This window comes from Pseudoalteromonas sp. J2K-J031 (assembly GCF_058197095.2).
In genome coordinates this window covers 3,684,962-3,708,961 of record NZ_CM200279.1, presented here as the reverse complement: position 1 = coordinate 3,708,961, position 24,000 = coordinate 3,684,962, and the positions used below count along the sequence as shown (strand labels likewise).

The following is a 24,000-nucleotide window of genomic DNA, read 5'->3' as shown; positions in this document are numbered from 1 at the left end:
GGTTCGATGATTCCTTTTAACAGTTATAAACATGCGATGCTATTGGGTGCTTTAACTGGGTCGATGCCTTTTGTTATGGCAAGTGAGGCAGAGCCCGAATGGTTGCTTGCTGCTGGGTGGCAAAGTAAATATGTGACAGAAGGGCGCGATAATTTAATGACCGGGGGGCTTCGTTTTGTACAGGCTGATGTGGCTTTTGAGCAAACAGATGTGCAATTTTGGGCAGGGCAAGGCACGCAGGAAGACTATCAAGAGGTCAATGTTAGTATTGTTCAAAATGTTCAACATGAGCATTGGCAAGGGTATATAGGGATTACGCGTTTGGCGTTTACAGAAACAAATCAATATGACACTGAATTATCTGTAGGGTTGGCTAATTCAAATTATACGCAATGGATGCCAAGTATTGATTATGTGTATTCTACCGAGGCTGCAGGTGGCTTTGTGATGCTGATTGCCCATTTAAAGCCCCTGTTGATTAATGAGCAACTCTCGTTTTTTGCTCATGGTGGGTTAGGTTTGGATTTTGGTTATGCATCTGATAAACATGATGGCCTTAATCATGCTGAAGTTGGAGCGGGTCTTCATCTGGCACTGAGCGACAATCTGAGTGTGGAATTGGCCTTAGGGTATCACCATGCCTTGCAAGATGTTCGCCTTGACTTAAATCGCCACCAGAGTTGGCTGGCGTTATCATTACACAGCCTATTTTAATGTATTTATAAAATATCGATGCCTGCGGCATAGCGCCAAAGGCATTGAGCTCAGAATTGCCCGTTTATATGTTACATTCCTTTAAATTCCTTTAAATTCCTTAATATTCACCTTTCTATTTCATCATGACTAACCAAGAATGGCCGTTATGCAGCCAGTGCATGATTTTGAAAATACGTTTAAGTATATTGTTTTGTAATGGTTTTATGATGAAGAATACAAGGAATTAAAATGACACTAGGTGAAAAACTCAAAGAGCTGCGTTTGGCGCAAAATTTAAGCCAACCGGAGCTAGCACAGGCAGCCGCAATTGAGCAATCGTATTTATCAAAGTTAGAAAATGATAAATCGTTACCATCAAACGAGGTGTTGCGGCAATTATTAGAGGCGTTAAATATTGAGTTAAGTACGTTATTGCGCTGCCCTAAATTAAAAAACGAATTACCGCGTTTAAAACAAATTCCCGATGTGGAGGCGTTTTTATCACAGCATCAGCAGCTTTCGGTGATGCAGCAGCGGCGCTGGTGGTACATCAGCACCGCGTTAATCGTACTTGCTGTGACCTTGTTTTATATTGGCCAAAATGAACGCTTATTTAATCAAAAGTTATATCAATATGAATCAAAAGGGGTGGTACTGGCCGGTGAACAAGAAGATATTTTTAATAATTGGCGTAGTTTAGTACCAAGCGATATGTCAGCCGACGAAATTCAACATACACGGATAAAAATATTTCAACGCCATGAAATCGACACTCTGTTATTAGCCGATTATCGCGGTGAAGCGTTTGTAAAGGGTGTGCCAGAAGGTCGCCGTTATTATAATTATTTGGCTGTAAGGCAAAACGAAAACAATATAAATGCGGGATTTAGAATTATCGGCGTGTTGTTGTTCAGTATGGGTATTATGGGTTTTGTGTTAGAGCGAAAAATGTTTAAGCATGCTCATTAGTTGTTTGATTTAAAGCATAAAAGCAGCTGCTTAGCTGCTTTTTTATTGGTGTTTAGTTTGCTTCTCCCGCAACAGTTTTAAGAGCTTGATATTTTGTTTGGTAAATTGAGAGTTTGGTTTTGTCGTGGGTGCGTTCAATTGCGGTGGTTAAGTAATTGTTGGCTTCGTTTAATTGGCCATTTTTATAAGAAATTTTTGCCAGTTCTACATAAGGCTCTGGAATGTAGTGCGCGGCTGCAATGGCTTTATGAAAATAAAATTTAGCATGCTGGGTATTATTGTTTTTTAATGCTTGCTCTCCTAGCTCAATCCAAGCGTAGGGGTTTGGGTCATCGACTTCAGTTAGCTTTTTATTCAGAAAATCGATTAAAGGTTGACTGTTGTTTTGTTGCGCTACGATTAAATAGTTTTGATACAAGTTAATATTGGCAAGGTTGTTTTCAACCGCATATTGGTAAAGCTTGATTGCCGTGGCTGTATCGCCTGCGCGGCGGTGCAATACTGCTTGCAAGTTTATCAGTTCGCTATTGTATGGGTCGTGTAGCATGGCCGTGTAAAGATAGCTAAAGGTTAAATTAAAATTGTTTTTAACTAAGGCTTCAGCGGCTAAATTTGCATAATATTTGGCAATTAATTGTGGCCGCTGTGCTCGTTGTGCCGTGACTTGGCCTCGAGTTGGAAAATAATCAATCACAATGCTTTTTGGGGTAAAGAAAATCATGTCTTTTGGCGCTTTATCGTCAGGGTTGTATAGACGAGTGCGCAGGTGGCTAGAACTTAAGATTAAGCTGCCTTTTTTAAAATAAATGGGTTCATTAATAACGACTTGGTAATCAACGGGAGTTTTGATGAGATCAGCCAAAGCGGTCGTGAAAACAGCCAGTGAAATACAGTTACCGCGTTTTTCGGCAAAGGCGGTGCTGGCGTCTAGAGTATCACCATGAAAAGTAAAGCCACTTAATTTAGCGTCTAAAAAATTAAAGATTATACGCTCGTGACTGCTTGGAAATTCGTTGCTTTTTTGAGTTTGGTAAAACTGTAAAAATTCACTTTGTTGTTTGGTATCGAGTTGAAAAATCAGTTCGGTATTATATGTTTCAACCTTCGAAAACAAAGATACATTTAACAAAGTCATTGGATTAGCTGGCAGGTTATGAGGTTGATTTGTGGTGTTTTGGCATGCAACTAAGCATAAACAGATAAGCAATATGATTAATTTAACATGCACCGCTACTTTCCTTTTATTTGGAGAGCTAAACATTTACCAGATTTATAACTTTACAAGCCGAATATCAATCTACCTGAATATATTAAGTAGTGCGACATTTTATCTGAGGTAGTGCATTGGCGCTGTTTGATAAATAGTCTACTCATAAATATGGTTTAACTGTCTATGATTTTGATTTGTTATAACTTGTTGTAATTTGGTTTTATTCAAATCATTTTAATAATGTTGTGTTATTGTTCAAAGGTGGGCTGAATCACGTATTGTGCGTTTTGTAGTGGCTGGGGTTAGGTGATGTGTAAGGTATGCTCAATGAAAGGCTGCTTGCGATTGTAACACCTAGTTACAATTGTTAATATTTTTAACTATCATAGGTTTGTTACTATATGAGCAGTTAAATTTTAGGATATCGTAAATGAAGAGCAAATGGATAAAAGGCTCTGTGTTTACATCTGCGAACGAAGTAAGTGGGCGATAAATTTCTAATAAGCACAATAAGAGTTTCATAGTGAAATTTGTGACGAATTTGGTAGAGCTCATCTTTAACCGCCTCAGAACTAAGGTATTCGAACCATTTACTTTCGGGAAAGCGTTTGTAATTATGCTTTTTAAATTTTTAACCTCGCCTAATCTGATACCATTGTTCGCGGTTAAGTTTTAGTTGCTTAGCAGCAACCGCTGACTTAACTCGCTCAATGCTACCCGCGCCAAGCACGATTGATGGTGAGCTTGGATGCATTAATAGCTACGCTGCATAAACGACTTGGTCAATCTCGCAACTTTTCCCATAAAAAATAAACAATTATTTATCAAAATGTGGGTGATGCGTTTACTGCTGTTCCGTAATTTGGTACTTTTAAAATTAATTGAATAATATGAGGAAAGTAATATGAGGAAAGTAATATTTTTTATTTTTTTATTGTCAGGTTTCCTATTCGCAAAGCATGTCTCAGCACAAGGGGATGGCCTTATTTGTAGCAATTACTGGAAGGCACAATTTTCAACCTGTCCTGCAGATCAAATTGCTTTTATAAAACAGCAAACCTACATACCTACTTTACAAAACAGTTGCAGTAATGGTGATGCTATTTGTATTGGTGATGTCAATAATCAGCCATTTTATCAACCTTACGCTATTTATAACATTGATGATGATGAAGCCAATAGGTTCCAGCTCAAAATAGTCCCCAAAGTGATTAACGCAAATGGTCTAGTGACTCAACAAGGGCACATCACCGTGCAACGTATTAACCCCACACAACACGAACGTGACTTTGTAAAGCATTTAAATGAAGCTCAGTATTATCATAAACAAGTACAAGATGCGCTGTTCTTCACTCAGAAAGATGGTGTCACGTATGCTGGGAGTAAAGAGTCAACGGTAAAGTCGTCTCTCAATGTTTGTAAAACCGCAATGAGTTACATTAATAATGATAGTAACTGCGAAGGTATTTTAAACAACGAAATTCGTTTTGAAGTTCAAAACAATGCCAACGCAATTGCAGTCGTTGCTGCACTGGATAAAGCAAGCGGCTTTATTAAGCTAGTTTTAGGCAATGTTGAAACTGACAAGTTAAATAAAATACTCAATTATGATGTAATTATGCGCTTTGAAGATGGCAGTATGATAGTTGTCAACGTAGATGTAACTAGAGGGGTTGCAAAAATCATTGCTGATTTAGATGCTTCAAGTGCCGCTAATGGCCAGACCCTGACACGATTTCTTAATGATATAAATAAGGTCGAAGATTTTTACTCACCTGATGAACTTGAATCTCTAGTAAGAAAAAACAACTTACAAACTCAATGTCGCCCTCAAGGGGTATTAACGGGTATAGATACAAGACTTGTACGAACCATCATTATCGTCGACAGGCATGGGAACGAACGTGTTATAAACATTTATCAAAGAGAAAGAACTTTTATAGCCGTTGGTAACTGCTAACTTTAATATTGATAGCGCGATGTCAAATTGCGCTATCAAATAACCTTTTACTTCGCTGCACACTATACCCTGTTGAAGTTAACCAAATCCGATTCCATTGTTTGCGGCTAAGTTTTAGTTGCTTAGCAGCAACCGCTGATCTAACTCGTTCAATGCTACCTGTTTCCACTACCACTTGTGGTGAGCTTGGATGCATTAATAACCACGCCGTATAAACGACTTGATCTATGGAACTTGCACCAATTTCGTTGCCGACTTGCTCAAGTATGTGGCGCAAGCTAATGGCTTTATTGTCGTTATCAGCAAAGATGCGCTCGCCTGCTTATGGAGACTAACACGACTAATACATAGGTTTGATCGCATATTTACTTTTAACTCGTATTATCAAATGCATGTTGTGAAAAAATTAAATCGATTAAATAACTGCGGTACTATGCTAAAAAGTATGTTTATCAAACAGTTTATATATTTAATACTTAGTTACAATTGTTAATATCTTTAACTGTCATAGCTTTGTTATTATATGAGCAGTTAAATTCTAGGATATCGAAGATGAAGAGCAAATGGATAAAAGGCTCATTGCCGCTGGTTGTATTTGCAGTGTCAATCGCTGGTTTTATGGGGATCAATGCTACCGCTAATGAAAAAGATGAAAAGAAGGTAGTAGATAAACGTCCAACAGTGAAAATTGAGGCTGTTTTGGCAAGTGATCATCAAGTGGTGATTACGAGTTATGGCGAGGTGAGACCTTTAGAGCGCACACAATTGTCGGCTCAAGTTTCGGGTGAAATAGTCAATTGGCACCCTGAATTTGTAGCGGGTGGTTTGGTAAAGCGCGGTGAAATATTATTCAGTATCGAGCCTGATAACTACCAAGCACAAGTGTATTCGGCACAAGCAGAATTGGCGCGTGCACAGGCGGCGTTAATTGAAGCGCAAGCGGCTGGAGAAGTTGCACGTAAAGAAGCTAAGTTGTCGCCGAATTTAACCCACAGCGACTTATACCTACGTAAACCTCAAATTTTAAGTGCACAAGCTGCGGTAAAATCAGCAGAGGCAAACTTAAAACGAGCGGAACGTGACTTAGACAATTGCCAAGTGCGTGCGCCATTTGATGCCTTGGTGATTAGCCGTGAACTTGGTTTAGGCCAATTTGTGAACACAGGTGCGCAAGTTGCTGTACTTAATAATATTGAAAAAGCAGAGGTGTTAATTCCAATCGCTGGTTTTGATAGTGCGTTTTTACCCCGTCAAATAAAAGGGGTTATAGCGACAGTCACTCAAAAAGGCATCGCCAATTTAACTCGTGAAGCTTATATCGCCCGTGATTTAGGGGTCATTGATAGCGCGACACGGATGAGTAATTTAGTGGTGCGGATTGATGATCCGTATGGTTTGAGCAATAACTTACCGCCGCTTAAGTTTGGTAGTTATGTTGAAGTTAATTTTGCCGGCCAGACGCTCAATCAAATTTACCGTTTACCTCAAGAGCTAGTGAATAACAGCACGGTGTGGATAGTGAACGATGAGCAAAAGCTTGAGCCAAAACAAGTACAAGTGCTGCGTGAAGAAGGTGAGTATTTCCTAATTAATGCAGGGCTGCAAAGTCAAGATAGGTTGGTTTTAACGCTGCCTGAGTACCCACAAAAAGGTATGGAAGTGAAAATCGCGAATGCTGATGGGGCGGTTGTGCCTTCATCAGATAAATTGTAAGGGATGCGACTGTGACCACTCAACCGACTCCTGAAAAACAAACCGGTATTATCGCTTATTTTGCCAACAACTCGGTTGCGGCAAACCTCATGATGTTTTTTATTATTGTGATGGGTATTGTGAGTTACTTTACCATTCAGCGACAAATGTTTCCGAATGTTGAAATAAACTATATCAATATCAATGCCTCGTATCCTGGCGCTTCGCCACAAGAAATTGAAGAAAGTATCTTAATTAAAATCGAAGAGTCGATTAAAGATATTACTGAGGTCAAAAAAGGTGTTTCGCGGGCGTTTCGTAACTCGGGCCGTATTTCGTTAGAGATTCAGCCCGATGAAGATTTACCCGAAGTGCTTGATAAAATAAAGCTGCGTGTCGATGGCATTGCGACGTTTCCTGCTGATATGGAACCCATTACGATTTATCAGGCCGAGTTTCGTCAAGATGTAATTGAAATGGCCTTGGTTGGAGATTGGGAATTAACAGACCTCAAGCCCATCGCAAAAAATATTGAAGATGAGTTATTGCAGCTCAGCAATGTGTCTTTAGTGGATTTAAAAGTACCACTTGATGAAATAGCGATTGAGATTCAACCCGCAACGTTACGTAAATATAACCTTACCCTTAATGACGTATCGGCGGCTATTCGTCGCTATTCGGCCAACTTTTCTGCCGGACAGCTGCGTACCGATGCGGGTGTTATTTCAGTGCGAGTTGAAAATCAGTTTTATAGTGGTGAAGAGTTTCGCCAGATCCCAATCAAAATAGGTGCCAATGGCGCCAAGGTATTGCTGCAAGATATTGCGATTATTAAAGATCAGTTTGTTGAAGGTGAGCGTTACTTTAAGTACAGCGGCCAAAATGCCATTAATCTAGCGGTTAAAGCCACTAAAGACCAAAATATGATTCCGGTCGCACAATCAGTGAAAGATTACATCGTAGAGCGCAATAAAACGTTGCCGCCGGGGCTTGAGCTTAAAACCTTGGTTGATATGACGTATTACCTCAATGCACGCCTCGATATGATGCTAAAAAATCTATTTCAAGGGGCGATTTTGGTGATGCTGATGCTGAGCCTCTTTTTACGTTTTAAACTGGCACTTTGGGTAATGGTTGGTTTACCGGTCTGTTTTTTAGGGGCAATGATGATGATGCCTTTGTTTGGTGTCACGATTAATATAGTCTCTTTGTTTGCCTTCATTATGGTGCTTGGGATAGTGGTTGACGACGCCATTGTTATTGGCGAAAGCGCGTATACCGAGATTGAAAAAAATGGTGGTGGAGTTGAAAACGTGGTACGTGGTACAAAGCGCGTGGCGACCCCAGCAACCTTTGGTGTGTTAACGACGATTGCAGTATTTGCGCCATTCACTTTATCGAGCGGCCCAGAAAGTGCCTTTTTTTACGGTATTGCAGTGGTGGTAATGTTGTGTTTGGTATTTAGTTTAATTGAATCAAAACTCATTTTGCCTGCGCATTTAGCGCATAGCCGTTTTGACCCAATCCCTGAAACAAGCTGGCGCGCGCGCTTTAACCGTGGCTTTTTTGGTTTTGTAAACGGCCCTTATAAGCGCTTTGTTGAAAAATGCACCCAGTGGCGCTGGTTAGTGCTAAGTAGTTTTGTTGGTTTCTTTTTAATCAGCATTTCACTTATTACGGCAAATTATGTTCGCACAGTACCTACACCAAAAGTGCCGCATGATTTTCCAAGTATTGCCATTGAGATGAATGAAAATGTCTCTGACCAACAAACGATTGCGGCTTTAAAAACAATTGAAGCAGTCATTCTTAAAATAGATGAGCAAACGAAGTCTGAACATGGCCAAGGGATGATCCGCGATATTTTAGCGTTTAACCAAGACCGCACCGAGGCACGGATTGTTGTGCCGTTAGTTGAAGAAGACTTGCGACCTTTTAATACCTTTGAGTTGTCGCGTCGCTGGCGTGAAGCGCTGCCTGAAATTCCTGGTATGAAGTCGTTTACTATTCAAGATGATGTGAATGGCAGCGGGGGTGACGGTGAGTTTGGTTATTTATTATACGGCTCAGATATCGATACCTTGAATGCTGCAGGCCGTCGTTTAATCGACATGCTGCAACAGCAAGAAGGTTTGTATGATGTGAGTTCAACCATTGACCCTGCCAGTAAAGAAGTGCAAATGACCTTGTTGCCTGTTGCGTATGATTTAGGGCTGACATTGTCATCGATAGCCAATCAGGTTGGGTCGAGCTTTTATGGTGGTGAAGCGCAGCGAGTTCTGCGTGATGGTGAAGAAGTGCGGGTGATGGTGCGTTACCCTAAACTCACTCGTGAAGCGTTTTCATCTTTGAAATACACCGTAATTACCACACCAAAAGGCCAAGAAGTCATGCTAGGTGATGTGGTTGCTTTAGATGAAAAACCGGGCATTAGTTATATTCGTCGTGAAGAAGGTTATCGCACTGTGTATGTGTTTGGTGCGATTGACGAAGAGGTGATTGAGCCGAACGAAGTGGTTAAAAAAGTAAAAGATGATTTATTACCGCAGCTTGCAACTGAGTTTCCGTCGGTGAAAAGTGAACTTGGCGGCGCTATTGAAGAGCAACAAGCTCAAGCTAACGAGCAAATGCTGTTTTTCTTGGCGGGGATGATCATCGTTTATATTTTGCTGGCTGTGCCTCTTAAAAGTTACTCTCAGCCGCTGATTATTATGTCGGTGATACCGTTTGGTTTAACGGGCGCAATTTGGGGGCATTTCTTCTTTGGCTTAGATATCAGCATGATGTCGACCTTTGGTTTAATTGCGGCGGCAGGTGTCGTGATTAATGACAGCTTGGTGATGACCGATTACGTTAACCAAAAACGTGAAGAAGGGTATGACATTAAAAAAGCAGTTATTGAAGCGGGTTGCGCTCGCTTTAGGGCGATTACATTAACCTCGATTACGACCTTTGTAGGCGTATTGCCAATAATGTTTGAAACCAGCTTACAAGCTAAGTTTGTTATTCCGATGGCGGTTGCGCTGGGTTTTGCAGTATTGTTTGCCACTATTGTTACCTTGGTATTAGTGCCGTGCTTGTACTTAATTTTGTATGATTTACGCAAGCCTTTTAGCTGGGTTAAAACTAAGTTATCGCGAAATAAAGCACCGCATCATCAAGAAAATAAAGCCTAATCGTTCGCTATAAGTTTTTAGTTTAATAAGAAGCCTGCACAGTAATGTGCGGGCTTTTTTTGTTTATTTTATCGACGACTTGCAATTGAGATGAGGATCTATACAATGCGCGCCTTATTAAATTTTATATAAAATTCATTGGTTTACACTTGTGCATACAAGTCGTAACGCATTGTTTTTATTGTTAACATTTAAATTACGTAAGGCACCCCCTATGAGCCAATATCTCCCTATTTTGTCATCTTTAATCTTGGCGCTAAGCTTTTTGCCCCTAGTAAGTAAAATTCGTAAAAACCGCAGCGTATCGGGATTGTCTTTGTTGATGATGAGCTTTGGTGTGGCGCAAAGTAGTTATTTTATTGCTTACAATGTGTTTTTTGAGCGTTTTTATATGCTACTGCCATTTTGTGTTACAGGCTTATTAAGTAGTGTTATTTTGTATTATTTTATGCGTTACAACGCCAGTGTGTTGCAGCGTAAGCAGCTAGTTATGATGCAGATTTTTGCGTTGTTGCCCTTTAGCTTGTTGTTAATTGATGGGGTTAGTACTGCGCAGTTGCTGATTGGATTAACTTATGTGGGGCTGGTCATGAGCTCGTTACGAGTCATTCCACAAACATTTAAAACAATTAAAAGTGGCGATGTGGCCAATCAATCTAGCCGCTACTTTAGTTTGCAGTTTATTGCAGGGGCGAGTGGGTTACTTGCTGAGTTGTCGATGGCTGCGCCAAGCGTGTCGCATATTTTAACGTTTGTGATGATTTTGCTAACCAATGCCGCGCAAATTATCTGCATTAGCTATTATCGCAGCCGCCCAGCCCTTGCGGTTTAAGACGCGGGTAAAAGTAATGAAAAAGCCATGCAATGCATGGCTTTGACGTTAATTGAGTATGCTTAGGTATTGCATTACTCGATTAGAAAAATCCTAGCGGGCTGTCGGTATAGCTCACTAACAGATTCTTAGTATTTTGATAATGGTCGAGCATCATTTTGTGAGTTTCGCGGCCAACCCCTGATTTTTTGTAACCACCAAAAGCAGCATGCGCTGGGTAATGATGGTAGCAATTGGTCCACACGCGGCCTGCTTCAATGGCGCGCCCCATGCGATAGGCAAGGTTCATATCTTTAGTCCAAAGGCCTGCGCCTAACCCAAACTCGGTATCATTGGCAATAGCAATCGCTTCGGCTTCATCTTTAAAGGTGGTAACACTGACCACTGGGCCAAAAATTTCTTCACGGAAAACCCGCATTGAATTGTTGCCTTTGAATAAGGTGGGCTGCACATAGTAACCTTGTGCTAAGTCATCACTGATGGCCTCAATGCCGCCGCCAATAAGCACTTGTGCACCTTCTTGTTTGCCAATTTCAAGGTAGCTTAAAATTTTATCAAACTGTTGCCGCGAGGCTTGTGCACCAACCATGGTGTCGGTATCTAGCGGGTTTCCACGCTTAATTTGTTGTGTGCGCTCAATGACTTTGGCAATGAATGCCTCGTAGATATCTTCTTGTACTAACAAGCGTGATGGGCAGGTACAGACTTCACCCTGATTGAAAAAGGCCAAGACAGCCCCTTCAACGCATTTACTGATGTATTCTTCGCTTTGGCTCATTACATCGTTAAAATAAATATTGGGTGATTTACCACCAAGCTCAACCGTCGAAGGAATGATGTTTTCGGCAGCGCATTTTAAAATATGCGCACCTACAGGGGTTGAGCCCGTAAACGCAATTTTGGCAATGCGTTTGCTGGTTGCCAATGCTTCACCGGCTTCTTTACCAAATCCATTCACCACATTTAAAATGCCTGCTGGTAATAAGTCTGCAATGACCTCAATTAGCTTTAAAATAGATACTGGGGTTTGTTCTGCTGGCTTGAGTACCACGCAGTTACCTGCCACCAGTGCGGGTGCTAATTTCCATGCTGCCATGAGTAATGGAAAGTTCCACGGAATGATTTGGCCAACTACACCAAGCGGCTCATGAAAATGATAGGCAACAGTTTGGTCATCAATTTGGCCGATAGATCCTTCTTGTGCTCGAATACAGCCAGCGTAATAACGAAAGTGATCAACACATAATGGTAAGTCGGCCGCTAAGGTTTCACGCACTGCTTTACCGTTATCCCATGTTTCAGCTACCGCGAGCATTTCGAGGTTTTGTTCAATTCTGTCGGCTATTTTTAGCAGTAAATTGCTGCGCTCTGTCACTGAGGTTTTACCCCACGCATCTTTTGCTGCATGAGCGGCATCGAGCGCCAAATTGATATCTTTTGCGTTTGAGCGCGGAATATTACAAATGACTTCGCCAGTCACAGGGCTGGTATTTTCAAAATATTGACCATCAACGGGCTCAACCCACTGCCCGCCAATAAAATTACCGTAATGCGATTTAAATGAAACGAGTGAACCGGGTTGGCCTGGATTTTTATAGATCATTGTTAGGTTTCCAATTGTGAGAGTTCCGACCTTAGCCTAGCGCTTTGGACTAAGGTCTACTTGTCGCTCGGTGCAAAAAACTTGACTGGCTGTCCATTTTTCGTCCATGCTGGCTGTTCATTTTTGAGCATAAGGACAGGGGCATGGCGCAGTTGATCCGCAGTAAAAACATTCAAACATTGATTGATAATCGCACTGTTTTTAACGGTGATGATGTGCAAATTTGTTTGTATGACACCTATCAGACTGCTTATAACGTGCCTTTTAAAACAGAGCAGTTGATGCTGTGTGCGATGTCCTTAGGTGAAAAGGTGATGCACCATACGTCATTTGAGCAAGGACAGCGTTTTTTACCCGGTCAAAGCTTTATGATAGCGGCGGGCGAGCAGGTCGCAATCGACTTTCCTGCGGCTACATGGCAAGCCCCCACCTCATGTTTAACCATTGAAATAGATAGTAAAAAAATCCAGCAGGTGGTTGAGCGCTTGGCGTTAGAGCAACCAGCTAGTTTATCTGCGCAGGCCACGTTGCAGCTTGATAACTCCATGGCTACTCAGGCTTTATACCAGCGCTTAACACAAGTGTGTTATGAAGAACCCGATGATAGGGGGTTGCTGCTTGATTTGGGGATCAGCGAGCTAATTGTGCGGCTGTTTCGGGTTAAAGCCCGGGCTATGTTTTTACAACATGTGCAGCGCGACCCAGAACTGACGCCATTGCATGCCGCTTTGGCTTATATTCAGCGTAATTTACATCAACCGATAGAAATTGAAGCCGTGTGTAAGGTTGCCTGTGTGGGTCGCAGTCGATTATATGGCTTATTTAAAAAGCATTTAAATAGTACGCCGCAGGCATTTTTGTTGGAGCAGCGGCTAAGTTTTGCTGCTGATAAAATTAAGCAAGGGTGCAGCATTACTCGTGCTTGCTATGACTGCGGTTTTGTCGACCCAAGCCATTTTAGCCGTCGGTTTAAAGGCATGTTTGGTATGAGTCCAAAACAGTTTCAACAAGCTCACGCTTAATTTTGTGCTGTAAAAAAGTATTTGAACGCAATTAGGGGTGTTGGAATGTCTTTTTTAACGCCAGTTGTTCAGCGGTTAATACCTGACTAATTTGCATATCAATATCTTGAAAGAAATCAAGTTCATTCTGTTGTGGGTTGGCTGTGCCAAAAGACCCAATTCTTACCTCAAGGTTTTTCATTTGCTCGTCATAAGCATGTTGATGTAAATCTAAAATCACTTGTTTTTGGCTGGCATCAAGTGAAGGGATCATTGCAAAATAACTTTGGCTACTAAAAAACTGAGTAAATTTAACTTGTTGGGCTAGTTTTTGTTGTTCAAATTGCTGATAACGGCTGATTTGTTGTTCATTTAAATACTCGCTGAGTTTTGAAGTGAAATGCTGGTTAATGGCGTCACGTTCTAAATTCAAATTATCAAGCTCGGCTTGTTCATTTTGAGGGTCAATAAATGGATTGGTATCCATGTCGGGCATTTTGCTTTGGTAATAAGGGGTGAGTAATTCAATTTCAGCATTGTTTTTATCGTGCAATAGTTGTGTCAGTACCTGTGCTTGTTCGTCCGACAAACCGAGCGCAAGGGTAAGTTCAGGCAATGCGTTATTTAAATCAAGTTCAGATGCAGCCTTGGTAAATTCAATGCTCTGAAAGTGTGCATCCATGGCGGCATATTTTTCTTGTAGAGGTTGATTTGTAGCGGCGTCGTTATCAGGAGTTTCTGGGGCTGCGTCGCTCGTTTCAGCGGGATTGAGCGGTTGGTTTGGTGCATCGTTGTTAGCAATAAATAAACTTTCAGACAATGCTCGCATTTTTGCGTCTTGCTGCGAAAGGTTAGCTGTCGCTGTTAACGTTTGGCGAGTGTTTTTTAAGGGCTGTTTATCAGAGTTTGTGATCAGATAGTGATTTAAACAAAAACCCAGAATGAAGCCACTTACTAACCCAGTTACAAACTTAATATTCATTTCAAAGTTCTCTAATTAATAATTTTTAACCCAAAACGGCTCAATTATACGCGTGTTGTTAGTGTAAATATTGTGAGCAATTGTAATTAATTTGCGTTTGCTATTTGCTATTAGGGCCAGTGGTGGTTATTTCATCAGCCAACATTAAAAGATGGGCGGCACTCCAGCTGAAATTAGTCGCTCCTTGCATGTTTCCTGTTGTTGGATGGTAATTTTCGCGAATAGGTTGGTTGCCTTTTAAGCCTTCGGCGTGAGAGATAAGTTGCGTTAATAGCTGCTTGGCCTCGTTGTGATAACCATAGTTTTGCAAACCAATTAAGCCAAAATACACTTGGTCGAGCCACACTCGGCCACGCCAATAAATATCAGGGTCGTAAGCTGGGTTGTTGAGCGCAGCTGTCGGTAGTGGTATTTTACTATTAAATTCCAACGGGTTAAGCATGCTATTTGCAACTTTTTGTGCTTGTTCAATGTTGGCGATATTGCTAAATAAAGGTGCCCAACCTTCAGGGCCTTTGCCTCTTTGGGTGAGGAGCTTTCCTGTGCAGATTTCATTGTTTTGGCTGTCGCTAATTTGTCGGTCGTAATAAAAACCGCTTTGCTCATCAAAAAAGCAGCGATTAATCAGCTGTGTTAATTGTTTGGCAGCACTATTAAGTTGGGTGGCTTGCTGGGGGTTGTTTAATAGAGTCGCCATTTTGGCTAAGAGTTGTTTTTCTTGTACTAAATAGCTATTGAGCTCAACCGATTCTTGATTGATTGAATAGCCAACCAACTGCCCTTTTACTTGGTTTGGTAAAAATTGCACTTGCCAATCTTGGCGGGCCTTTTTAAGGTTACCCTGATAATAAGCTTCGCTGTAACGCGCGAGTTGGTCTGGGTTAATAAAGCCAAAACGTGCGGCATTATCCATACCGGATTCCCAACCTGCGCCATGTTGTACAGGTATATCGAGAGCTTGATAATCAGCATGTTGCAGCACTTGTGTATACAGGTTATTGCTACTGCATTGATAGCTCAATTGACTGTGATTGTTATTTAATTGGCATGTGGTTAAATCGAGGTCTTTGGGCGGGGTAGCATACTCAACAGTAAACAATAATTCGCCGTTCGGTGTGGTTTGTGCGGGGTGCAAGGTTGCACCATATTCTACTAAGCCATTGTGGTTATGGTCGCGGTTGCGATACCACCATTGATGATAAGCTAATAATTTTGGATACATTTGTGCTAAAAATTGCATGTCGCCATCTTGCTGATAAATATGCCACGCCGCCCAACTTGCTAGCGGTGGTTTGCTGTTTCGTTCGTTCCAATTGCCACCATCGCCACCGCGTTGTTGATCTTTGTTATAAAAAATAGCGTCAATCACCATGCCGTGATCTTGCGGGCGAACTTTATCATCGGCCTGAATTTGATAGTTGAAAAGCGCGCGAATGTTATTTTTAGCAAGTTCTGGGTCAAATTTTGCCATTGCATACGCATGCTTCCATGAATCCCACGCCCATGCACCGTTAAACCAGCGTGCTGTAACTGATGGAGTGATCACATCAAACGAAATAGCACCAGCAGGGCTGCGCCAATTGCTAAGCAAAGTGGCAAGCGCCTTTTGTTGAATGGCCAAAGGTACAGGCGAGTTGTGCTCCAATTGGGTTAAATAACTCTGCCAGCGTTGTTTTGTTGCCGCTATTTGTTGTGCAACGTGTTGGGTGTTGGCAGATGAGATGTGCTCTTTTGGGTGATGAAAGTAACTGTGTTCGGTATAAATATCGATAGTTTGAAAAGGGGCGAGAGTGATGTCGCTTTGGCTTTGGTAGCTTGTCTGTGCTTGATTGAGTGATGTGTGGCTTGGCAATGAGCGATTAATTTCATAATAAGCGCCATCACTTTGCATCAACTGCCACGGTGAGCGAATGCTTGAAAATGAAAACCTGATGGCATTTGAGTGTGTGGTTAGTTTGGGTTGCCAAGTAGGGAATTGTGTTTTGATGGCGATATCGGGTTGCCATTGAGTTAAAAGCTCCCCTTGCCAAGTTAAATTAAGTGCCAGTGGTTGGTTACTAAGGTTGTGAAGTGTCGCATGCACTAACGCGGTGCGGTGGGTAACAAACTGTAAAGTTAAATTTAGAGTAAGATCTGGCCACTGATAAACTTGCACTAATTGCCCTGCAACTTGCTGTTGTGAACGACAAGCTTTGCCAAAATCATATTGTGTACCGGTATGCTTATTGGTGAGCGAGAGTTGGTCTAATTTTTGTGCCAAAAACAGGCTGTATTCTTCAGTGATGATCATAGGGCCTGTAAATGAACCAAAATCACTCGGCTTTTCTGGCAATAAAAAACCATGCCAGCTGCCTAAATCAAAAAAAGGATTAAAGATCTGGTTGCCATACTGGTCGAGCTGCTGCATTGCGTTTGGAGAGCCAGTGCGATTGATAGCTTCATTCGCGGTTGCCAAAATTGGGCATGCGTGGCCTAAAAAAGGTATCAGGAATAATAATACTAAAGAGTAAGGCATGGTCAACATCGCTTGTTTTTGGTCTATTGTATGCAATTTTGTTTGGCAGGCCAATCATTAAAAACTAGTTATTAAGGTTGAATTTTAATATTTAACTCATGTTTTTGTTTGATTTTTAAGGTGGTTTGATTATCATTTGCCCCTATTTGGCAAACTAATCGAAAGGTTAGGACGCAAAGCTTCCGGTCTACCATCATTTTATGATCATGATAGCGGGGTTGCCGCAACTTATTGAGTTGTGCCTGAGTGTCTCGTTTTATTACAAACGCGCCTTTAGCTTTTCTGCCAAATTCTTATTTTTATACATATTAAATGGTGCATGGCATGGTGTTTTCACCTTATTTGCCAAAGAGGGCAGTTTTCATGGTTAAGGTTTTAGCTGGGTTGTTACCAGGCGATTGGTCGGTGATCCATTCGATTGAAAATAATCAGCAACTACATAAAGGCGATAAGGTTAAGTTAGAGCTATTTGATGTAAAAGGTGAGTTGCCTGAGCTGTCGATTACGTTTGATATTACACAAGCCAATGAGGGCGAGGCACACATTTGGCCCAAGTTGTTATGTGAGCACATTAATAAGCATTTTAAAGTGCTGCAAGCGGGTCGTCATTATCCTCTGCTCGGCATTGTTCCAAGTTTTGGCGAAAACAATATTTTTGCCCTCGAAGCGAGCGGAATAGCACATGCTCAAATTCGTTTTTATATCAAACAGCAGCGTGAAGCATCTACAGGGCAAACAGCAGCACAATATGATTATGTGTTTGGGCAATATCGCAGTGACTATCGCGCTGGTGATCGGGTTTTTCACCCAAAAACAGGCCAAATTTATAGTTGTAAACCTTGGCCTTATACTGAGTTTTGTCGTTTAGGTGCGCATATGGATGAGCAATATGAGCCCGGTGTTGGCAAAAATTGGACACTCGCATGGCATTTAGTGCAAGAAGTGTTGTATGAATAAGTTTTTAACAGATTACTTTCCCTTGAGTAATAGGCAATTTTTCTCGTAAGAGGCCGATTGTTATTATCCCCCCAAGCCCGCAGTCGATTATCTCGGGCTTTTTTTATGAGATTGGGTAAAATACTGCCACTTTAATATTCTTGTTTTGGAAATAAGTTAGTGGCGAAATCGACCTTTAGTGCCCCTGTTGCGGTAAAACACCCTCATGTTATGACTCATCACCAGCATAGTCGCTGTGATAATTATTACTGGATGCGGGACGATGTTCGAGAAGACCCTAAGATTATTGCCCACTTAGAGGCTGAAAATGCCTATTGCGATGCGCAAATGCAGCCTCATCAGGCGCTTGAGCAAGCATTGTTTGAAGAGTTAAAAGGCCGAATAGTTAAAGATGACAGCACAGTGCCGGTAAAAGATGGTGCCTATTGGTATAGCTCTGAAATTAGTGGCGATGAAGAGTTTGCCCGCTATTATCGTGCAGACGACGGTCATGGCTTGAATAAACAACTGTTACTCGACAGCAATGCGCTCGCACAAGAACATGAATATTATGATTTGGGCGAGTTTTCGATTAGCCCTAACGATAGACTACTTTCTTATTCAGAAGATACCGACAGCCGTCGGATTTATACCATTCGATTTAAAGACTTAACCACCAACACTTTACTCGATGATGTCCTTGAAAATACCGAAGGCCAAGCGGTGTGGGCGAACGATAATAAAACCGTTTTTTATGTCAAAAAAGATTTAAAAACTTTACTTGGCTCACAAGTGTATCGCCATGTATTGGGCACGTCGCAAGCTGATGATGTTTTAGTGTTTGAAGAGCACGATGACAGCTTTTTTATGGGCTTGGGTAAAAGCCGTGATGAAAGCTTAATTATGCTCGACTTAGAAGCGACCGATACCAGTGATACTTGGATCTTAGATGCCAATAATGCACAAGGTGAGTTTATGCAATTATGCCCTCGTGTGAAGGGGCATGAATATGATGCAGATAAACTGGGCGATACGTTTTATATAGTGACCAATTGGCAGGCGAAGAATTTTCGTTTAATGACAGCAACCCTTGCTACGATTGAACAGCAAGCGCAGTGGGTCGAGTTGATTGCCCATCGCGATGAGGTGATGCTGGAGTGTGTTGAGCTATTTGAGCAATACAAAGTGGTGACATTACGTGAAAAAGGGCAGATCCATTTTCGGGTTTATTGTGCCGACGGGCGCGAGTATCCCCTGGAATTTAATGATGCTTGTTATTATGCCGGTTTGGGTGAAAACCCAGAGCCAAATAGCCAAAAAGCCCGCTTGTATTATTCAAGTTTAACGACACCCGGTTCGTTACTGGAATTTGATTTGGCCACCGGTCAAAGCCATGTACTAAAACAACAAAAAGTATTGGGCGATTTTAATAGCGCACTGTATCAAGCTGAGCGTATTTTTATAAAAGCGCGCGATGGGGTTGAAGTACCGGTATCTTTGGTGTATCGCAAAGATATGTTTGCCAAAAATAGTCAAAACCCAATGCTCTTAAATGGTTATGGTGCTTATGGCATTACCTTTGACGCCAGCTTTTCGGTCAATGCGCTAAGTTTACTCGACCGTGGTTTTGTCTATGCCATTGCCCATATTCGTGGTTCTGAAATGTTAGGCCGTGATTGGTATGAGCAAGGTAAATTGGCGCATAAACAAAATACCTTTAATGATTTTGTGGATGTCACCCAGTCGTTAGTGCAACAAGGTTATGCTCATGCTGACAAAGTATTTGCCTCCGGCGCGAGTGCGGGTGGCTTATTAATGGGCGCAGTAGTTAATCAGGCGCCCGAGTTATATCGAGGTATTTGCTGTCAGGTTCCTTTTTTAGATGTACTCACCACCATGCTCGATGAGAGCATTCCACTGACAACCAACGAGTATGATGAGTGGGGCAACCCTAATGAACTGGATGCCTATAACACGATTTTAGGCTATTCGCCGTACGATAATATTCGCGCTCAAAACTACCCCAATATTTTAGTGACCACCGGATTTCATGATTCACAAGTGCAATATTGGGAGCCAATGAAGTGGGTGGCGAAATTGCGTGAGTTAAAAACCGATAATAATTTATTGCTGTTTAAAACCGATATGGACGCCGGCCACGGTGGTGCATCAGGGCGATTTAATCGTTTAAAAGAAGAAGCTCTAGAGCTCGCCTTTTTTATTGGGTTGCTTGAACAAACCAACTAAAGGTAAAGATTATTGACGCCTTGAGTGCATCACATTGAATCAATAAATCCGGGTTGTGCCCAATGGTTTTCAAGGTGCGAGTAGGTGGCCAATGGCTGAATCCTCATGAGCATAGATGAACTAGGTGATTGAGGTGAAGGTGCACTGCCAACACCCACGCATCTTGAAAGCAACCGGTTAAAAGGGCTTTTTAGCTTGGGTTTTTAGGATGGGCTTATGGTCTTGAGTGCGGATGTCACCTTATTAAAAACAAAGCGAGTGTGCTCACTTAATTTAACCCTGTTTATTTTCTGTTCATCTCAAAATGATTGTTGTTTGTTCGCCTTAGGTTAGTCTCAAAAGACAAAATAAAAAGAGCGCAACAGTGATGTCTATTTCCAAAATGCCTATTTTAACAATACCAATTTCAACATTTACTCAGTCAAAAAGTGCCGTGACTTATTTACCTTTAGCTGCAGTGAGTTTGTTTTTTAGCCATTTCGCGCTGGCTAATCCTATTAGCTATCAAGATCAAGTAAAGCTGCACCAGATTGCCAAAGCGGTGTCTGCAGATCGCATTGAACATGACATTCAAGCGCTGGTGAATTTTGGCACTCGCCATACCTTATCCGAAACGAAGTCGGATACCCGTGGTATTGGCGCAGCAAGGCGGTGGGTTAAAGCTGAGTTTGAAAAAATCTCAACCCAATGTGGTGGCTGTTTAGAGGTGATTGAAGTCAAAGAGACCATATCGGGCGAAAAACGCATTCCCAATGCCACTGAAGTGGTCAATATCATTGCTATTCAGCGCGGCATGGTGGAGCCAAACCGGATGGTGATGATGTCTGGGGATATTGATTCACGCGTCAGCGATGTGATGGATTTTACCAGCGATGCGCCCGGTGCCAACGATAATGCCTCGGGCGTCGCCGGTACGTTAGAAGCTGCGCGAGTGTTGTCGCAGTACAAATTTAGCGGTTCGATTGTGTATGCCGCGCTTTCTGGCGAAGAGCAAGGTTTGTTTGGTGGCAAAATTTTAGCCGATTATGCCAAGCAGCAAGGCTGGCGGGTGCATGGGGTATTAAACAACGACATGATTGGCAATGTGACTGGCATTAATGGTGTGACCGACAATACCACCGCACGGCTGTTCTCTGAAGGCACGCGAGTGATTGAGACGCCAGAGCAAGCTCGGGTTCGGCGTTTTACTGGCGGTGAAGTGGATTCGGCCAGTCGTAATTTGGCCCGTTATATCGATACCATCGCTGATCGTTACATTCCTAATCTCGATACTTTATTAGTGTATCGCCTCGATCGTTTTGGTCGTGGCGGACATCATCGTCCTTTTAACGATGCTGGTTTTGCCGCTATTCGCATTATGGAAACCAATGAGCATTATGATCGTCAGCATCAAGACTTACGGACCGAAAAGGGTGTGGTGTACGGCGATACTATTGATGGTGTTGACTTTGATTATGCCGCCAAACTCACTGCGCTGAATGCGGTGAGCATGGCCGCTATGGCATGGGCGCCTGCGCCGCCACAAGCGGTAAAAATTAGTGGGGCAGTGAGTGCAAGTACGAGTTTTACTTGGCAGGCGTCCGATGACCCTACCATCGCGGGTTATCGTATCTATTGGCGCTACACCAGTGAGCCACAATGGCAATTTAGTCGTGATGTTGGCAAAGTCACCGCCGCTTCACTTGAGAATATCGTGATTGATAATTACACCTTTGGTGTGGCCGCAGTGAGTAAAGACGGATTTGAATCACCGGTGGTATTTCCTGGCGATGTTGGCGCGTTTGAATATCCACATCCTTAACTTTACAACGAACCAGTAAAAGGCGGTTCAATCGATCGTAATGACCGATTGAACCGTATTTCTTACACTTAAAGGTAATTTATCAGGACTGTTAGGTGTCTAAAGAGCGTGCAATACCCACTTCACGATTAGCGCGTTTGGCTAAACTTGGCTCAATGGCTGGCAAAGTGGCAGGCAACATGCTGGTATCGGGTGCAAAAGGGGCGCTAAATGGACAACAATGGGATAATAAAGCGCTATTACTGCAACCGAAAAATATGAATCATTTAGCTAAACAGTTAGCCCATCTTCGTGGTGCAGCTATGAAGCTTGGCCAATTGCTCTCGATGGATGCCGGTGATTTACTCAGCCCTGAACTCGCCCAATTGCTGGCGATGTTACGCGCCGATGCTGATCCCATGCCACATAAACAATTAATTGCTGTGCTCAAAGACCAGTGGGGTGATAACTGGCTCGATACGCTATCTCACATTGATTTAAAGCCTTTTGCTGCAGCGTCAATTGGTCAAGTACACCAAGCCTTCACAGAGCAGGGCAGTAAACTTGCCATTAAAATTCAGTATCCCGGTATTGCAAAAAGCGTGGTGAGTGATGTGGATAACGTCATGACGTTATTAACCTTATCACGCTTGCTGCCAACAGAAATTGATATTAAACCCTTGGTGGCTGAGGCGAAAAAACAACTGCTGAATGAAGCCGACTATGTATTAGAAGCCAGTTACTTAACGCGCTACGGGCAGCATTTGGCAGGTAACCCACGCTTTAAAGTGCCAACGCACTACCCAGCATACAGTTCAGGGCAAATTTTAGCGATGGAATATGTTGAAGCGCAACCCATAGAGCAGCTGAGTCATTTGAGCCAAGCACAACGAAATCGCATTGCTAGTGATTTTATTGCTTTGTTTTTTCTTGAGTTGTTTGATTTTAAACTCGTGCAAACCGACCCTAACTTTGCCAATTTTCAATACCAAGCCAGCACAGATCGCATTGTATTACTCGATTTTGGTGCCACTCGCGAAGTGCCTGAGTTATTAAGCCGTGGTTATCGTAAGCTACTCTCTGGCGCGCAAGCGCAGGACCACAATCAGGTATTGAGTGCTGCAATCGAGATTGGTTATTTTCAAAATACGATCTTGGATAGTTATAAAAATAACGTAATCGATTTGTTTATATTGGCGTGTGAGCCGCTGCGCTTTACAGGTGAGTATGATTTTGCTCACAGTGAGTTAGCGCGCCGCATGAAAGAAGCTGGGCTGGCCATGAGCACGCAGGCTAAGCAATGGCATACGCCCCCCATCGATGCGTTATTTATTCACCGAAAATTGGCTGGTTTGTATTTAATTGCCGCCAAATTGCAGGCAACCGTGGATGTAAACACCTTGTTTGAGCCATTTAAAATGGTTGATTAATCTGGTTGAGTGGGGCTGAAGCAGATGAAGCAAAAGCTTAACACTAAAAAAGCGTGATTGAATCACGCTTTTTTAGTTTTTAATTAAGGTTCAGCCTTATGGAATACTCAGCCAAATCATAGCTAATGGGCAAAGCAGGCTGACTAGCCACACCATTGAACGTAATTTATCGAGATTCAAGTAATAAAAAATACAAAAGAAAACGCGTGCAACAATATAAACAACAGCTAATGCTTGCACTGTGCTGCCTATATTATTGGTTGCCAATACCACTGCAATCGCCAGCGCAAAGATAAGTAATGATTCAAAACTATTTTGGTGTGCCGCAAGGGCACGCGCACCAAAGCCAGTTAATCGCGCTTGTTGTGCTCTTGGGTGGTTATTATCGTAACCGCCGTCTTTTTGCATGGCATAAGCAACAGGCGCTTTTGCTAAATAAGGCAGTAAAGCGGCGATAAATACGCAAATCAAAATCGTTGTCATAAGCAATCCTTGTTAATTATTTTTACTACCTAAAACTGAATAACCTTAATATGTTAGTAAATCTTTTATTCAGCAACAGGTTAAATGGACAATACAATATTGCACTCATTTATTTGGTGTTTTTTGGATCATCTTTAATGAACTGAATATCACTAAAACCAAATTTAATGTATTGCTGGTCGCGAAAGTTTTTTACTGCTGCAGAGCCTTTTGAGGTCATAGCAATTTGTTTTTCCATTGCGATGTAATTGCTAAGGTCGATGCCTTCTGCCGCTGCAATGGCGTCATACATATCGTGATATTTATCGTTAGCAAAGTTAATTTCTTTTGCTACCCCTTTAAATTTATAGCTAATTCGACGTGCCACAGCGCTCTCTCGTTTGGACAATAAAAACAGTATCAATTATAACGGCTTTTTTGCTAGATAGCAGCTTGCAATCTTTTGTGGCTGCTGGGCGCGCGTTCGTATTTTTAATTTAAAAGAAATC

The 24,000-nt window shown here is 42.1% G+C and carries 18 protein-coding genes and 1 riboswitch; of the genes, 11 read left to right on the top strand and 7 right to left on the bottom strand.

The features are described from left to right. Positions 1-6: 6 nt before the first annotated feature. Both AC3KZC_RS16895 and relB read left to right on the top strand, forming a co-directional pair. Positions 7-714: a hypothetical protein gene (locus AC3KZC_RS16895; RefSeq protein ID WP_490578603.1), complete on the top strand. Its 708-nt coding sequence runs from the start codon at positions 7-9 to the stop codon at positions 712-714. Between the two features lie 231 nt (positions 715-945). Further along, a complete protein-coding gene (gene relB, locus AC3KZC_RS16890) occupies positions 946-1,665 on the top strand; it encodes a type II toxin-antitoxin system RelB family anti-toxin (protein WP_490578602.1) in 720 nt (239 codons plus the stop codon). Positions 1,666-1,717: 52 nt separating this feature from the next. On the opposite strand, the gene AC3KZC_RS16885 is transcribed toward relB, so the two are convergent. Beyond that, positions 1,718-2,893 (bottom strand): tetratricopeptide repeat protein, encoded by a 1,176-nt coding sequence (locus AC3KZC_RS16885; protein ID WP_490578601.1) that lies wholly within the window; start codon positions 2,891-2,893, stop codon positions 1,718-1,720. A gap of 886 nt (positions 2,894-3,779) precedes the next feature. Here AC3KZC_RS16885 and AC3KZC_RS16880 point away from each other — a divergent pair. Continuing rightward, positions 3,780-4,835, top strand: a complete 1,056-nt coding sequence (locus AC3KZC_RS16880) for a hypothetical protein (RefSeq protein ID WP_490578600.1) — start codon at positions 3,780-3,782, stop codon at positions 4,833-4,835. Between the two features lie 22 nt (positions 4,836-4,857). Here the strand turns inward: AC3KZC_RS16880 and AC3KZC_RS16875 are convergent, their stop codons facing one another. Next, positions 4,858-5,112 (bottom strand): hypothetical protein, encoded by a 255-nt coding sequence (locus tag AC3KZC_RS16875; RefSeq protein WP_490578599.1) that lies wholly within the window; start codon positions 5,110-5,112, stop codon positions 4,858-4,860. Positions 5,113-5,387: 275 nt separating this feature from the next. Here AC3KZC_RS16875 and AC3KZC_RS16870 point away from each other — a divergent pair, with 275 nt between their 5' ends. From AC3KZC_RS16870 to AC3KZC_RS16860, 3 genes are all read left to right on the top strand, one after another. Further along, positions 5,388-6,548 carry an efflux RND transporter periplasmic adaptor subunit gene (locus AC3KZC_RS16870; protein ID WP_490578598.1) on the top strand — a complete coding sequence of 387 codons (1,161 nt, stop codon included), beginning with the start codon at positions 5,388-5,390 and terminating at the stop codon, positions 6,546-6,548. Positions 6,549-6,559: 11 nt separating this feature from the next. After that, positions 6,560-9,703 (top strand): efflux RND transporter permease subunit, encoded by a 3,144-nt coding sequence (locus AC3KZC_RS16865; protein WP_490578597.1) that lies wholly within the window; start codon positions 6,560-6,562, stop codon positions 9,701-9,703. Positions 9,704-9,917: 214 nt separating this feature from the next. Then, positions 9,918-10,535: a hypothetical protein gene (locus AC3KZC_RS16860; protein ID WP_490578596.1), complete on the top strand. Its 618-nt coding sequence runs from the start codon at positions 9,918-9,920 to the stop codon at positions 10,533-10,535. Between the two features lie 82 nt (positions 10,536-10,617). On the opposite strand, the gene exaC is transcribed toward AC3KZC_RS16860, so the two are convergent. Continuing rightward, the gene (exaC, locus tag AC3KZC_RS16855; protein ID WP_490578595.1) at positions 10,618-12,138 is read right to left on the bottom strand and encodes an acetaldehyde dehydrogenase ExaC; all 1,521 of its coding nucleotides are present in this window, start codon (positions 12,136-12,138) and stop codon (positions 10,618-10,620) included. A gap of 143 nt (positions 12,139-12,281) precedes the next feature. Between exaC and AC3KZC_RS16850 the strand changes: the two genes are divergently transcribed. Next, positions 12,282-13,160, top strand: coding sequence for an AraC family transcriptional regulator (locus tag AC3KZC_RS16850; protein ID WP_490578594.1), 879 nt, complete (start codon positions 12,282-12,284; stop codon positions 13,158-13,160). Between the two features lie 31 nt (positions 13,161-13,191). Here the strand turns inward: AC3KZC_RS16850 and AC3KZC_RS16845 are convergent, their stop codons facing one another. Continuing rightward, the gene (locus tag AC3KZC_RS16845) at positions 13,192-14,121 is read right to left on the bottom strand and encodes a hypothetical protein (protein WP_490578593.1); all 930 of its coding nucleotides are present in this window, start codon (positions 14,119-14,121) and stop codon (positions 13,192-13,194) included. 100 nt (positions 14,122-14,221) lie between these two features. Continuing rightward, positions 14,222-16,672, bottom strand: a complete 2,451-nt coding sequence (ygjK, locus tag AC3KZC_RS16840; RefSeq protein ID WP_490578592.1) for an alpha-glucosidase — start codon at positions 16,670-16,672, stop codon at positions 14,222-14,224. Positions 16,673-16,774: 102 nt separating this feature from the next. Beyond that, positions 16,775-16,862: riboswitch (cyclic di-GMP riboswitch) on the top strand. Between the two features lie 137 nt (positions 16,863-16,999). On the opposite strand from ygjK, the gene AC3KZC_RS16835 reads away from it, so the two are divergent. The 4 genes from AC3KZC_RS16835 (at position 17,000) to AC3KZC_RS16820 (ending at position 23,029) form a co-directional block, all read left to right on the top strand. Further along, positions 17,000-17,593: a chitin-binding protein gene (locus AC3KZC_RS16835; RefSeq protein WP_490578591.1), complete on the top strand. Its 594-nt coding sequence runs from the start codon at positions 17,000-17,002 to the stop codon at positions 17,591-17,593. A gap of 159 nt (positions 17,594-17,752) precedes the next feature. After that, positions 17,753-19,819 carry a S9 family peptidase gene (locus AC3KZC_RS16830; protein ID WP_490578590.1) on the top strand — a complete coding sequence of 689 codons (2,067 nt, stop codon included), beginning with the start codon at positions 17,753-17,755 and terminating at the stop codon, positions 19,817-19,819. 367 nt (positions 19,820-20,186) lie between these two features. Then, entirely contained in the window at positions 20,187-21,620 is a 1,434-nt protein-coding gene (locus AC3KZC_RS16825; RefSeq protein ID WP_490578589.1) for a M28 family metallopeptidase, read from the top strand. Positions 21,621-21,715: 95 nt separating this feature from the next. Beyond that, the gene (locus AC3KZC_RS16820) at positions 21,716-23,029 is read left to right on the top strand and encodes an ABC1 kinase family protein (RefSeq protein ID WP_490578588.1); all 1,314 of its coding nucleotides are present in this window, start codon (positions 21,716-21,718) and stop codon (positions 23,027-23,029) included. 96 nt (positions 23,030-23,125) lie between these two features. Here the strand turns inward: AC3KZC_RS16820 and AC3KZC_RS16815 are convergent, their stop codons facing one another. Both AC3KZC_RS16815 and AC3KZC_RS16810 read right to left on the bottom strand, forming a co-directional pair. Next, positions 23,126-23,512, bottom strand: a complete 387-nt coding sequence (locus tag AC3KZC_RS16815; protein ID WP_490578587.1) for an MAPEG family protein — start codon at positions 23,510-23,512, stop codon at positions 23,126-23,128. A 109-nt stretch (positions 23,513-23,621) separates the two neighbouring features. Further along, positions 23,622-23,879, bottom strand: coding sequence for a DUF2960 domain-containing protein (locus tag AC3KZC_RS16810; RefSeq protein WP_490578586.1), 258 nt, complete (start codon positions 23,877-23,879; stop codon positions 23,622-23,624). Positions 23,880-24,000 lie beyond the last annotated feature (121 nt).